The 14153-nt window shown below is 64.6% G+C and carries 10 protein-coding genes; 4 read left to right on the top strand and 6 right to left on the bottom strand.

The features are described 5' to 3' along the window. The 3 genes from B1C78_RS17735 to B1C78_RS03425 all read right to left on the bottom strand — a co-directional run. A partial coding sequence (locus tag B1C78_RS17735; RefSeq protein WP_217697991.1) for a helix-turn-helix domain-containing protein occupies positions 1-736 on the bottom strand: 736 nt, incomplete at its 3' end. 384 nt (positions 737-1120) lie between these two features. Further along, entirely contained in the window at positions 1121-1867 is a 747-nt protein-coding gene (locus B1C78_RS03430) for a rhodanese-like domain-containing protein (protein WP_077277737.1), read from the bottom strand. Between the two features lie 47 nt (positions 1868-1914). Next, the gene (locus B1C78_RS03425; RefSeq protein ID WP_077277736.1) at positions 1915-2271 is read right to left on the bottom strand and encodes a hypothetical protein; all 357 of its coding nucleotides are present in this window, start codon (positions 2269-2271) and stop codon (positions 1915-1917) included. Positions 2272-2722: 451 nt separating this feature from the next. On the opposite strand from B1C78_RS03425, the gene B1C78_RS03420 reads away from it, so the two are divergent. The 4 genes from B1C78_RS03420 to B1C78_RS03405 all read left to right on the top strand — a co-directional run bounded on the left by B1C78_RS03420 (position 2723) and on the right by B1C78_RS03405 (position 11220). Beyond that, positions 2723-5002 carry an NADP-dependent malic enzyme gene (locus B1C78_RS03420; RefSeq protein ID WP_077277735.1) on the top strand — a complete coding sequence of 760 codons (2280 nt, stop codon included), beginning with the start codon at positions 2723-2725 and terminating at the stop codon, positions 5000-5002. A 241-nt stretch (positions 5003-5243) separates the two neighbouring features. Next, on the top strand, positions 5244-6452 hold the full coding sequence (locus B1C78_RS03415) for an efflux RND transporter periplasmic adaptor subunit (protein ID WP_077277734.1): 1209 nt from the start codon (positions 5244-5246) through the stop codon (positions 6450-6452). After that, positions 6452-9556 carry an efflux RND transporter permease subunit gene (locus tag B1C78_RS03410; protein WP_077277733.1) on the top strand — a complete coding sequence of 1035 codons (3105 nt, stop codon included), beginning with the start codon at positions 6452-6454 and terminating at the stop codon, positions 9554-9556. Before B1C78_RS03415 ends, B1C78_RS03410 begins: the two co-directional genes overlap by 1 nt. A gap of 167 nt (positions 9557-9723) precedes the next feature. Continuing rightward, on the top strand, positions 9724-11220 hold the full coding sequence (locus tag B1C78_RS03405; protein ID WP_425443950.1) for a TolC family protein: 1497 nt from the start codon (positions 9724-9726) through the stop codon (positions 11218-11220). 171 nt (positions 11221-11391) lie between these two features. Here the strand turns inward: B1C78_RS03405 and B1C78_RS03400 are convergent, their stop codons facing one another. The 3 genes from B1C78_RS03400 to B1C78_RS03390 form a co-directional block, all read right to left on the bottom strand. Further along, positions 11392-11748 (bottom strand): hypothetical protein, encoded by a 357-nt coding sequence (locus B1C78_RS03400; protein WP_077277731.1) that lies wholly within the window; start codon positions 11746-11748, stop codon positions 11392-11394. Between the two features lie 398 nt (positions 11749-12146). Then, positions 12147-12497, bottom strand: a complete 351-nt coding sequence (locus B1C78_RS03395; protein WP_139349787.1) for a hypothetical protein — start codon at positions 12495-12497, stop codon at positions 12147-12149. Positions 12498-12998: 501 nt separating this feature from the next. Beyond that, a complete protein-coding gene (locus tag B1C78_RS03390) occupies positions 12999-14057 on the bottom strand; it encodes an ethylbenzene dehydrogenase-related protein (RefSeq protein ID WP_175628222.1) in 1059 nt (352 codons plus the stop codon). Positions 14058-14153: the final 96 nt, after the last annotated feature.

Genomic DNA, 14153 nt, shown 5'->3' with positions numbered 1-14153 from the left:
CAGATTTAATTACAGTCCCCAACGGAATCCCCGCAAGGCCAACAGCAACCCATTGCATGGGATCCGGCACCGCGGCGTGCCTGGGCGCAATGCCCCGGTCTGTGCCTGAACCAGCGGGGGATCGGGTGCCGTCAGCCCCGGAGTATATTTCGCATAATGTATAGGCAGTGTTAAGCACGTTCGGCCCGCGTTCCCCGACTTTCGCGGCAGCTTGTCCCTTCGAGGACGCCCGGGCATGGGCTCGGTCTCCAAGGGGGGTCGGCGTGGACTGGCCGACCAGACTCCAGTTCGATCGTGGCCACGAGTCCGATGGTGACTCCGGAGAGGAGGGTGGTAGCCCGTCAGAAGCCTCGGGGGCGGGGGTTGGCGGCAGGGCCTTGCCAATCCCCGCCCCGCAGCCCTTCCGCCGTTCAGCCGCCGTCACAGCCCGATCCGCCAGCAATGAGGACAGCAGCGCCACATGACCCGGCTCATAGCCCCGGGGGTCCTCGCCGTAGAACAGCCGCCCGCGCACAAGGTGGAAGTCCCGCCAGGCCGGATCGATCAGGCCCAGCTCCCCGCCCAGGAGGCGCAGCAGGCGCAATGCCAGCTCGGGAGCCTTGTTCTGCCGCTCCCAGCGCTGGAACACCCGGGGAGACACCCCGCAGCGCTCGGCCGCCTGTTCGAGGTTGAGCCCGAGGTGTCGCCAGCGCAGATCCTTGAGATCCCGGTACTCGGGATGCTGCAGGGCCCGCATCGGCACCCCGCGCAGGCTTTCCGGTCCCCCTGAATTTCCCCTTTGTTTAAATATAGACAAGCCCAGAAGATCGGTGCCGCAAGCGCCTGAAATCCCGGGGGATCGGGTGGCGTCAGCCCCATCGTCTAGTTCGCATAATGTATATTATGTTAAATCGGATATTAAACCAGACAGGTGAGTCGGCAGGCCTCCCCCTCCTCAATGCACGCTCCGTGCTTCATCCGCATTCACTTAACCACTAGGGTTAATAACTTCTCATAGCCTATTGATTAATATTGCACTCTATTTGGTAATTGCTACCAAAACGTGCGCCCCTCCAGCCATGTGGCTGGAGGGGCGCAGCAGGTCATGGGGTTGATGAAAGCGGGTCCCCTGCGTGGGGCTTCACCACTGCGCCACTTCGCTGACATCCGGCAGGATGACGCTCAGACCAAGCATCTGCCAGTTCTGCATCCCGCCACGGTAGTAGTGGAGCTTCTCGGGTGGGTAGCCCAGGTCGACCAGCGCCTTGATCGCCCGTGGAGACTGATCGCACCAGGGACCGTTGCACCACAGGGCCAGTTCCTTGGCCTCGCTGAAGTCCCAGGCACCCTGCTCCGACGCCTCGGCGGACCCGATGATGTTTCGCACCCTGGCCCACAGGCCATTCCACCACGATCGGCTCTGCTCGCTGACGGGTTTCGCCCCCAGCTTGATGAGCAGATCGCGCATTCCGTCGGATTCCGGATCTTCTTCGAAGCGGGTGAAGGGAATGCTGACTGACCCCGGTATGGTGCCGCGTTCGAAGAAGCTGGAGGTGCGGGCGTCAACGAGCAGTCCGCGGCCGGCGTCCACCGTGAAACGGAGGAACTCGAACAGTTCCAACTCGCCCATTGCGTTGACCCCGGGTGCGGGGATCTTCGGGGTGATGCAGAACGGTGGGCACTTTCGTGATGTCCTTGCGAAACCACCGGACAGCTCGTGCTGCTCATCCTGGATACGCTGTACGCGCACCAGGCGATCATTATGTGTTACGTAAATGTAGGGTCTGTCCTCGGTGATGCGCACCTGGTTTCCGGCATGGGTGGCCCCCGAGACACCCAGAATCAGGACAGCTGCAACTACCGGTACGTGCTTCCAAAGCCTTTTCATCGTTCAAGATCCTCTAGTTATCAGTCGCTCCGCCATCAGCCTGTGGCCTACAGGGAGAACGCGACGTTCCTCCGAATGACGGATATCCTGTTATCGTCCTGGTAATCGTTGTAGATGGACTGCTTGGCCTCATCCGACAGCCTTTGATAGATCATGCTGGTCCCGCCGAAGCGCTGATCGAGTTCCCGTTCAAACTCCTCCATGGTCAGGCCGGGCGTCACATACTTGCGCTCCATCACGGCCTCGGATCGGGTTCCTCCTGACGTATCGAGGCGCTCCGCGTTCTCCAGGTGCGTGATGGCCCGGGCCTCGGTCTCGAGTGCATCGAGATACGCATCGCCGGTTCCCTGGGCGTTCACGGCCGTGACGGCCAAAAGCCAAAGGATGAGGATGGCGGATGGCACCCGGGTTCCGGGTCTGTTCCATTTTCTGTAAAGCGTCATCATCATTGTCGTCTCCTACTCCCCTGCTGACGGGCTCCCTTTCCGCCCACCGCCGCTCATACTCCCGTGATTCCCCGACGAACACGCGGCAAGACGGTCATTGGAAGGCCCACTTGGTCCCTCTGAACGGGCGGTTATGGCCTTCCTTGTCTGAGGGAGCCATCACAAAATAGGGTACAAATTGCAGGGATATTGATGACCTGCGTCAATGAATTGAGGCGGGTCGGGACGAGCGGTCAGAACCGGAGGGCGAACGGCATGAATTCGGGCGTCGGAGACCCGTGAGGGGGCTGTGCCCGACCCGACTGCGCCCCCTGACTTATCTAAATCCTTCGGATCACCCATAATGAGGTTCCGGAAGAAGAAAACCGGCCACTTCCAAGTCACGCAATACCGATTCCAAAGGACCCTAATGGACAAGACCAGCCTCGACCAGGCCGCTCTCGACTACCACCAACTCCCCACCCCGGGAAAGATCTCCGTGGTACCCACCAAGGGACTGACCAACCAGCGTGACCTCGCGCTGGCCTACTCCCCTGGCGTGGCGGCCGCTTCCCGGGCCATCGCGGCCGATCCCGCGCAGGCCGCACGCCTCACGGCGCGTAGCAACCTCGTGGGGGTGATTACAAATGGCACGGCTGTTCTGGGGCTGGGTGCGGTGGGGCCGCTGGCTGCCAAGCCGGTCATGGAGGGCAAAGGGGTTCTTTTCAAGAAATTTGCCAATATCGATGTATTCGACCTGGAACTGAGCGAGTCGGACCCGGATCGCCTGGTGGACATGATCGCTGCCCTGGAGCCCACCTTCGGGGGCATCAACCTTGAGGACATCAAGGCGCCGGAGTGCTTCTACATCGAGAGCCGGCTGCGCGAGCGCATGAACATCCCGGTGTTCCATGACGATCAGCACGGCACGGCCATCGTGGTGGCGGCAACGGTGCTCAACGCCATGACCCTTGCCCGCAAGGATCTCTCCCGGGTGAAGCTTGTGACCTCGGGAGCCGGAGCAGCGGCACTGGCGTGCCTGGACCTGCTCGTCACCCTGGGCCTCTCGCCCGAAAACATCTGGGTGACGGATCGCCAGGGGGTGGTCCATACGGAACGATCCGAGGGCATGGACGCGTTCAAGGCACGCTACGGACAGGCCACGGATGCCCGTACGCTGGCGGACGTGATCGAGGGGGCCGACGTCTTCCTGGGCCTCTCCGCGGGCGGGATACTGAAAAAGGACATGGTGGCCCGGATGGCGCCCTCCCCGCTCATCCTCGCCCTGGCCAACCCGGATCCGGAGATCCTGCCCGAGGACGTGGCCGAGGTGCGCGACGACGCCATGGTGGCCACCGGCCGCTCGGACTATCCCAACCAGGTGAACAATGTCCTGTGCTTCCCATTCATTTTCCGCGGTGCGCTGGATGTGGGGGCCCGGGCCATCACCGACGAGATGAAGGTTGCGGCGGTCAAGGCCCTGGCGGACCTTGCCCGGGCGGAGCCATCGGAGCTGGTGGCCAAGGCGTACAGCGACGAGGGCCTGCGCTTCGGTCCGTCATATCTGATTCCCAAGCCGTTCGATCCGCGCCTGATCGTCAAGATCGCCCCGATGGTGGCCAAGGCGGCCACGGAGTCGGGCGTGGCCAGCGCGCCCATCGAGGATCTGCGCAGCTACCGCGATCACCTCAACAACTTTGTCTACCAGTCCGGGTTCATCATGAAGCCGGTGTTTGCCGCCGCCAAGGCGGCGCCGAAGCGCGTGGTGTTCGCCGAGGGTGAGGAGGAGCGCGTGCTTCGGGCCATCCAGACCGTGCTCGAGGAAGGGCTGGCGGAACCCGTGGTGATCGGTCGTCCGGATGTCGTGCAGATGCGCATTGACCGCATCGGTCTGCGGCTGAAACCGGGCGAGGACTTCGAACTGGTGAATCCGGATTCCGATCCCCGCTACCGGCCGCTGTGGACCGACTACCACGAACTGATGGGCCGCAAGGGCGTCACGCCCGAGATCGCCAAGCAGCTCATGCGCAGCGACAACACACTGATCGGGTGCATGCTGCTGCGCCACGGCTACGCGGATTCGCTCATCTGCGGCGTCGCCGGGCGCCACGCAACCCACCTGCAGCACGTCTCGGACGTCATCGGCCTCGCGCCCGGACGGCGGACATTTGCCGCCATGAACGTGCTCATGCTGCCCAGTCGCACGCTGTTTATCTGTGACACCTATGTCAACGAGGATCCCGACGCGGAGACCATCGCCGAGTTCACGATCATGGCCGCCGAGGAGGTGCGCCGCTTCGGCCTGACGCCGAAGGTGGCCCTGGTCTCGCATTCCAACTTCGGCAGCTCCCAGTCGCTCGCCGCGCGCAAGATGAGCCTGGCGCGGGGGATGATTGAACGCATGGATCCGGAGCTGGAAATGGATGGCGAGATGCACGCCGATGCGGCCCTCAAGGAAGAACTGCGCGAACGCATCTACCAAGGCTGCAAACTCAAGGGCGAAGCCAACCTGCTGATCATGCCCAACCTGGGCGCGGCCAATATCTCGTTCAACCTGCTCAAAGCCGCCAGCGGCCAGGGTGTCAGCGTGGGCCCGGTGCTGCTCGGTGCCGCCCGCCCCGTCCATGTCCTCACCGAAACCGCCTCGGTGCGCCGCCTGATCAACATGACCGCGCTCGCCGTGGTGGAGGCGCAAAAGGAAACCGCCTGATCAACGCTGAGCGCACCGGACCGCACTGCTCCATGACGTGCGGGAACTCGCGGCCCCGTGGCGTCTCGAATGAGCATTGGCCCGGAATCCCTTGCCGGCGAACCGGATGGGGTATGAGCGGGCCGCCCGGGGTGCGTGGCCTTCGGCCCCGACCCGATGAGGGGCGGTCAACCCGGCGACGGTCTCACGCGTTTATGTCAGTATCGCCCTTGCGATCCGCACCGCTGCCCACGTATTTCCCATGAATCGATTGCTGCTCCCCCTGATCGTGATTGCCCTTGCCGGCGCGGGGTTGTGGTTGTGGTTGTCGCCGGGTGACGATCCGGCTGTCTCCCCGGCCAACAGCCCCGGTGCGGCGGTCCGGGGTTCGACTCGGGCGGTGGCGGTCACGGTGGCCGAGGTGCAGACGAGGGACATCCGCGAGGCGACGCGTTTCACCGGTTCCCTCACCGCGGCCAGCCGGGTCGAGATAACGCCGCGGGTATCCGGTCGGCTGGATCGGATCTACGTGGACATCGGAGACACGGTGCGCCGCGGAGACCGCCTGGCAAGCCTGGACACGGAGCTTTTCGAACAGGAACTTCAGCAGGCGCGCGCCGAACTGGCTGTCGCCCGTGCCAGTCTGTCGGAGGCGCAGGCGTCCCTGGAGGCTGCGCGGCGAGCCCTGACACGCACCCGGGAATTACGCGAACAGCGCGTCGCCTCCCAGTCCGAACTGGACGCCGCACAAACAGAGGTCCAGGCGCAGGAGGCGCGTGTCGAACTGGCACGCTCCCAGATCGACCAGCGCGAGGCGGCCGTGCGGGGCGCGCAGATCCGTCTCTCCTACACGGAACTGTTCGCCGTCTGGCACGGCGAGGATTCCGAACGGCTGGTGGCCGAACGCTTTGCCGACGAAGGGGCGATCCTGCAGGCCAACATGCCGGTGCTTGCCCTGGTGGAACCCAATCCGCTGCGGGCGGTGGTGTTCGTCACGGAACGTGACTACGCCAGGCTCCGGCCCGGACAGGAGGTCGTGCTCACCACGGAAGCCTATCCGGGAGAAACATTTGCCGGCATCGTCTCCCGACTGGCACCGGAATTCCGGGAAACCTCGCGCCAGGCCCGCGTCGAGATCAACGTGCCCAATCCGGACCTTCGGCTACGGCCGGGCATGTTCGTGGAGGCATCGATACGGGTCCGTCACATTGAAAACGCCACCATCGTGCCGGTGGATGCCCTGGTGGAGCGCGGAGGAGCACCTGGGGTATTCCGCATCATGGATGATGACGAAGGTCCCCGGGTACGGTTCGTGCCGGTGGGCACCGGCGTGCGCGATGGCAACTGGGTGGAGATCCGTTCCCCTGAACTGGATGGCCGCGTGGTGACACTGGGCCAGCACCTTCTGAGCGACGGGAGTCCCGTGCAGCTGGTGGATCCGGAGCAGGTGGATACCGTGGGTGCCCGGTGATGAATATCGCGCAGTTCACCGTTCCCCGGCCCGTCTTCACCGTGATGGTCACCCTGATCGTGGTGACCCTGGGCCTCATGGCGCTGCTGCGCCTGCCCATCGATCTGTTGCCCGATATCACCTACCCCACCATCACGGTGGCGACGCCTTACGGCAATGCCGGACCCGAGGAAGTGGAACAGCTGGTGACCCGCCAGGTGGAGGAAGCGGTGGCGGCGGTACCGGGTGTGCAGGAGATCACGTCCACGTCCGCCGAGGGCAGCAGCAATGTTCGGGTATCGTTCGGCTGGGGCGCCAACCTGGACGAGGCCAGCAACGACATACGGGACCGCCTCGAACGCATCGTCAACAGACTGCCGGACAATGCCGAACGCCCCCGGGTGCGCAAGTTCGACACGGCCCAGTCACCGGTCATGCTGGTGGGGGTGGCCGCACGCATGGATCCCATAGACATGCGCGAGATCATCGACGACCGCATTCGTCCCCGGCTCGAGCGCATACCGGGTGTGGCGGTGGTGGATGTGTGGGGCGGCCTGCAGCGCGAGGTCCGTGTCGAGGTCCTTCCCGAGAGAATGCAGGCGCTGGGTCTGAGCCTGGAGGACATCCGCACTGCCCTGCGCGATGCCAACGTCAGTATTCCGGCCGGTGATATCGCGGAAGGACGTCTGGACCTGCGCCTGCGCACGCCGGGAGAGTTTCAGACGCTGGAGGAACTCCGCAGCACCGTGGTGGCAGTGCGCGAGGGCGCGCCCGTAACGCTTCACCAGGTGGCCCAGGTGCGCGACACCCATCGCCGGATCACACGCATTATCCGCATCAACGGGGAACCGGGCATTCGGCTTGCGGTACGCAAGCAATCCGACGCCAATACCGTCGAGGTGGCCAGGGCGGTGGAGCGCGAAGTGCTGCGGCTCAACGCGGACTTCCCGCAGTTGAGTATCTCCGTGCCCATCAACAACGCACGCTACATCGAGCGTTCCATCGAGAACGTCAGTCGCTCGATACTCTATGGCGGCAGCCTCGCCGTGCTGGTGCTACTGTTCTTCCTGCGCAATCTGCGTTTCACGCTGGTGGCGGCGACAGCCATTCCGGTGTCCGTGATCGCCACCTTCGGTCTCATCTATTTCGGCGGATTCACCCTCAATCTCATGACGCTGGGCGGCCTCGCTCTCGGCGTCGGACTGATGGTGGACAACGCCATCGTGGTCATCGAGAACATCGCAAGGCGGCGCGCTGAAGACCGCCTGGAGCCGGCCGAAGCCGCCGTAAAGGGCACGGGGGATGTTTCCGCTGCCATCGTGGCCAGCACGCTGACCACACTGGCCATCTTCCTGCCCATGTTTTTTGCGCAGGAACTGGCGGGTGTGCTGTTCAAGCAGCTGGCCTTCGTCGTGGCGTTCTCGTTGTTCTGCTCGTTGCTGGTGGCCCTGACGCTGGTGCCCATGCTCATGGGACGCCGCGCCACGACGGTTGCGCGTCCCCTGCCCGCGCCCTTCTCCACGCTGGGGGCTGGCGCGGGGCGCATGGTGGGGGCCCTGGAGTCCGGCTACCTGCGTTTGCTGGACGTCAACCTGCGCCAGCGATGGTTCATCATCGTGGTGAGCATCGGGCTTTTTGCGCTTGCATTGACACTCCTTCCCCGACTGGGCAGCGAGTTCATGCCGCCGACGGATGAGGGTGAAATCAGGGTGGGGATCGAGATGGAACCCGGTACCCGGCTGGAACTGATGGATGCCCAGGTCAGGCGCGTCGAGGGAATCATTGCGGAGCGGGTGCCGGAACTGCGCAGCACGGTGGTGAACGTGGGCACCACCGGGATGTGGGCCACATCGCCGGCGCGGGCGCGCATCCAGATCGCCCTGGCTCCCCTGTCCCAACGCAACCGTTCAAGCGAAGCCATTGCCGCGGATCTGCGGCGCCATCTCACCGCCGTACCCGGAGCCACCGTACGGGTGCGCGCCGGCGAGGGCATGGTCATTCGCGGCCTGGGTGGCGAGGAAGGTGAACGGCTCACCGTGGAGGTGCGCGGTTTTGACCTGCTGCAGATCGACGGGATTGCCATGGAGATCGAGTCCCTGCTGCAGGGCATCGACGGTGTGACCGATGTGCGCCGGGGCCGTGACGATGCCCAGCCTCAGCAACTGGTTCGGATCGATCGGGCACGAGCCGCGGATCTGGGCATCAGTGTCGCTCAGGTGGCACGCACGCTGGAGACGGCACTGAGCGGCGGCGGCGCGGGCGAGTTCCGGGCCGGCGGGACCGAGACCCGTATCTGGGTGCAGCTCCACGACGCCGAAAGATTGTCGCTCAATGACATCCTCGGACTGACCCTTCCCGGGCGCAACGGAGAGCCCGTATCCCTGCGCAATCTGGTGAGTTTCGAGTCGGGCACGGGTCCCGTCACCATCCAGCGCAAGGAGCAGCAACGCATCACCACGGTATCGGCCAACATCGCGGGTCGCGACCTGGGCTCGGTGGTGGCGGACGCCCGGACCGAACTGTCCGAACTGCCTATACCACGCAATGTCGACGTGATCTTTGCCGGCGATGTCGAGGACCAGGAGAGGGCCTTCTCGGAGCTTTCCCTGGCCCTCATTATGGCGATTGCGCTGGTGTACATGGTCATGGCGAGTCTGTATGAATCCTTCCGGGACCCCTTGATCGTGATGGTGTCCGTGCCCCTGGCGCTGATCGGGGTGGTCAGTATCCTGCTGGCCACCGGCTCCACCATCAATGTGCAGTCCATGATCGGTGTGATCATGCTGGTGGGTATCGCTGTGAATAATGCCATCCTGCTGGTGGACCAGAGCGCGCGCCTGCATCGTGGCGAAGGATGGACTGTCGGGGACGCGGTGCGCGAGGCCGCGCGCCGCCGCCTTCGTCCCATTCTCATGACTTCGCTCACCACCATTCTCGCCCTGATGCCGCTCGCCATCGGGCTCGGGGAAGGCGGCGATGCCCAGGCACCCATGGCCCGCGCCGTGATCGGTGGTCTCCTGAGTTCCACGCTGATCACGCTGCTGCTGATCCCCGCACTCTATACGTTGTTCCATCGCGACCGTCCGGAGTCGGTTCAAGGACAGGTGCCATGCGCCAGCAACTGATCCCGCTGTTTGTCACACTGCTGGTCCCTCTTCCCCTCGTCGCCCAGGATCTTCCCACCGGCCCGCGTCCGGGCGACGCAGGACGCAGCCAGCTGGAGACCCGCGAGGTCACTATCGACAGCCGGGGCGCCGAACAGCGGCCCGTGCGGCTCGATGAGCACGCCACAATGCCCGGCGACGGGGAGCGTGAAGCCGGGCTGCGCCTGCAACTCCCGGAGGACTGGGCGCCGGCGGTGACACCGGGCCGGACACTCGAGCTGTCCATCGAGAACGCGGTCTACCTGGCGCTGCGCCACAATCGCAGCCTCTCCGTGGAGCAACTGCGTCCCCTGATCACCGGCACGTTCGAGGCCACCGAGCGGGCACTGTTCGACCCCGTGTTCTTTGCCGAGGCGAGCGTGGGCCGTGAACGTGTGGTCCGACAACTGGAAGAAGTCGGCCAGGTGGATCTCATCACCACCGATCGGGATCTGCTGGAGGCGGGTGCACGGCAGCGCTTTCCCACCGGTACCGAGGTGGAACTCAGTCTGCGCAGCGTGCGTAGCGACTCCACCCGCGTAGAGGAGGAGCAGTTCAGTGCGCGCGCCGGCATCACCCTCACCCAGGCACTGCTGCGCGGTGCACGGGTGGAGTCCAATCTGGCCCGCCTGCGCCAGGCGGAACTGGATACCCTGGCTTCGGAATACGAACTGCGCGGCTTTGCCGAGGCGCTCGTGGCCGATGTGGAGCAGACCTACTGGGAGTACGTACTCGCGGACCGGCGCACCGAGATCTTTGCCGAGGCCCTGGCCGTGGCCGAGCAGCAGCTCTCTGAAACGCGCAGCCGCATTGCCGTGGGCCAGCGCCCGGAGACCGAGGAGACCGCTGCCCTTGCCGAGGTGGCGCTGCGCCGCCAGGGGCTCATCAATGCGCGTGCCCAGAAGGCGGCCGCACGCATGCGCCTCCTGCAGCTGATCAATCCTGCGGGTGCCGACTGGAACACGGAAATTGTCCTCGAGGACACGCCAGAACCGATGACGTTTCCCCTGGATCCGGTAGACCTTCACGTGCGGCTCTCGCACCAGTTGCGTCCGGAACTGAACGAAGCCCGCATTCGCGCCCGTCGGGGTGAACTGGAAGTCATCCGGACCCGGCAGGGCCTTCTGCCCCGCCTGGACCTGTTCATCACCCTCGGGGAATCGGGCTATGCCAGCGCCTTCGGCCGAGCCTGGCGTGACTTGGACGGCCCGGGGTACGACTACCGGCTGGGGCTGCGCTTCGAGGTGCCTTTCGGCAACCGGGCCGCACAGGCCGAATCACGGCGCGCCCGCCTCACCCGGCAGCAGTCACTCGAGGCAGTGGCCAATCTGGCGCAGCTGACGGCACTGGACGTGCAGACAGCCTGGCTCGAGACGGAGCGAACAAGGGAGCAGATCAGCGCCACCCGCGTGACGCGCGAACTGCAGGAAGAGGTGCTGCGCGCGGAACAGGCCCGCTTCCGCGTGGGGACAGGCACCGCGCTGGCCCTTGCCCAGGCCCAGCGGGACCTGCTGGAAAGTCAGCTTGAGGAAGTGGAGGCCGTCATCCGTCACCGCCAGGCCCTGGCGGATCTTTATCGCCAGAGCGGAACCCTCCTGATGCGACGCGGGATCGCCGCGCCCGGTGATGAGGAAGTGGTGCTGTAGTGAGGCATGAGGCGTGAGGCGTGAGGCGTGAGGCGTGAGGCGTGAGGCGTGAGGCGTGAGGCGTGAGGCGTCCAGAGTATCAATCCCCTCCCCCTCATGGGGGAGGGCCAGGGATGGTTTAACGCCTATCACCTATCGCCTCACACATCACGTCTCACGCCTGAACGTCGACTACAGTGAGAAGGCCGCAAGTCGACGGATACCCGCGATGTCGTTGTCGCGCTGGTACTGGGCATAAACCTCCGCCTTGGCCTCTTCGGGGATCGACTGGTACAGCATATGAGTGCCTGCGAATCGCACCTCCAGTTCGCGTTCAAACTCTTCCCGGGTCAGACCGGGCGTCATCTCCGTGCGCGCTTGCTGTGGAGCGGCTACGCGTTCCACCCCTGACGCGGCACCTGCGGACGCATCCATCGCAGCATGCTGCATGGGACCCGTATCCCGCGCATGAATGGCGGCTCCGCCCAGCGCCATGGCGACGGCAACTGCAACTGAAAAGATAATGAAACCCGGCTTCCTTGTGATCATGGCGGTTCTCCTCGGGCGGATTGCCCGAACATGGATTCATGGATCCTGCACTGTTCATCGTCAGGAGGGTCATACCCGGGTGATGGAAATGCCCGTCCACCTCCCTTGCACACCCCCGAACACCAACTGCGCATTCGGCGCGCGGCTGTTGATCATTGAGGTTAGCCGAGTGGCATTTCGGCAAAGGCGGGCTGCCCGGAAAACGGACGAATTTCCGGACGGAGTGCACAGGGCATAGGGATTATGTGATGGGAATCCCGGACATACTGTGACGCCGGCACGGTCAGGAGACGGCCTGAGAAATCGGCCTCTTCCGCGGACCTGCGCGGCGATTCAGGAATCAGGCAACCTGTGGCGTGAGGCGCGGGCAGACACCTCGCCCGCGCCTCACGATTCGATCACATGGCGTAGGCGACTACGCGGCGGATGCTCTCGATCCGATTGTCCTGCTGGTAGTGTTCATACACCTCCATCTGGGCTTGTTCGCTCAGCGCCCGGTAAAGCGTATGCGTACCCACGTAGCGCTCGCTCAGCTCCCTTTCGAAATCGGATCGGGACAGATCAAGGGGCAGCGTGGCGCGTTCCTCTGCACGGCTCACCACCCGCTCAATCTCCTGCACGATTTCCGGTGGCTTCTGGGCCGTCAGATCGGTGGCCGGTGCCGAATCTCTGGCGTGAATGACAGCACCCCCCATGGCAAGGGCGACGGCAACTGAAAGAACAACGAATTCCGACTTCCATGTAATCATGGCGACACTCCCAGGGCTTGCGCCCGAACGTTGTAAAACGACTGTGGGTGTTTCTCTGCCCGGCTCATCGTGCCCGGGATATCGAGACGTTCGTCACATCCCATGTGCACGCAGCCGGTAGGCAACCGTCGACACCTGCGATCGGTTGGTGGAAGGGAGACTAGCTCATAAGAAACCGGAAAAAGTGACACCGAGCGGAAAGCGCACGGATTTCCTGACGAAATGCAGTAAGGCTGCGGGTTCTGTGATGAAACTCGCGATGATAGTGAGACTCCGGCACGGGTGGGTGTAGATGCCGGACATCATCCGACGCTGCTCGGTATAAACTGTTCACCCTGGTGACGTACGCTGGGGCGTGGAGGATGCTCGTGCCGATCAGGGCACACCGTTCGGCCATGCAGTAATCGAGGTACATTGGTCGTCGATCAAAGGTGTCGGGCGTTTTAACCGAAGAGTCCGGCGACATGATCTCGCGATGCCTCACGGATCGCTTATTAAACCTCACTTCCCGACACCCCCCTTCTCGCCAAGTCCGGCAAGCCAGGCGATGATGTGTTCGATCTCTTCGGCGTCCAGTGCCTGGCGCGGCATCAGGGACTGCAGGGTGCCGTCGGCGCCGGGTATCCCGTAGCCCTTGCCCGGCACGATGAAGGCCGAGGGATCCTCGATCATGCGCCGCAGGTAGCCGGGCCAGTGGTGCGCGCCGGCCAAGCGCAGGTCGGGGCCGACGGCCACGTCCGCTCCGCCCGGCACACGGTGGCAACCGATGCAGCCGTGCGCTGTGAACAGGCGGCGCCCCTGGTCGGGATCACCGTCCACCTTCTGCTGCGCCAGCAGCGCTCCATAACGCTCGCGTTCCACGGGGGCCCCCGGCACGTGAACCAGATGCCAGGCGGAGAGGCGCTTGTCGCCGTTGCGCTGGTTGGCGGCGCCGTCCCATACGGCCAGGGCCACGGGCAGCGGTGCATCGGCCAGCGGGCCGCGCAGCACCACCGTCCAGCCCTCGCCGTCATGGCGGGCGTCGTGTTCCGGGGCAGTGCCGGCGGTCTTCTCAAGACTTCCGAAGCCATGCGCCATCAAATGCTCGGCGCCCCGCCCCGCCTGCCAGTACCAGACGGTCACCGGCCGTCCGGGTTCACCCATGCCGATGTAGGGCAGCACCCCGTCCCCTTCAGGGTGCGCAAACTGCACCGAGACGGCATCGGCGAAGTGATCCGTGCGGCCGCCGTCGCTGTGATCCGGGCTCGGATCCTGCCATTGAACCCGTAATGCGATGGATTGCCCGTCGCTGATGGCGCGCAGCTCAGCGGTGCGAGCGGGCACCGGTTCGCTCCCCGGCGTGATGGCGATCTGCGGATGAAGCGAAAGCCGCGCCGCCGCGGCGGCGTCCCAGCGCGGATCGTCCACGGCAAGCGGCGGCGCGCCGGGCCCGGCCACGGAGAGCCGGCCCGCGTCTTGCAGGGCCTGCGCGTCGGGCGGCAGATCCTGCGCGAACGCCGCCGGCAGCATGAACAGCGCAACCAGAATGAAACCGGCGAGCCCAGGGAGGACAAGCGACACGAATCCGTGAAGGTCCGGCGCCGTGTGCCGGATGTTACCTTGCCTTGTTCGCCCTGTAGGTCGGGCTTCAGCCCGACAACGCGGTGCCTGTGGAAG

It is taken from the genome of Thioalkalivibrio denitrificans (assembly GCF_002000365.1).
GTDB lineage: Bacteria > Pseudomonadota > Gammaproteobacteria > Ectothiorhodospirales > Ectothiorhodospiraceae > Thioalkalivibrio_A > Thioalkalivibrio_A denitrificans.
This window is presented reverse-complemented; position numbering and strand designations above follow the sequence as displayed.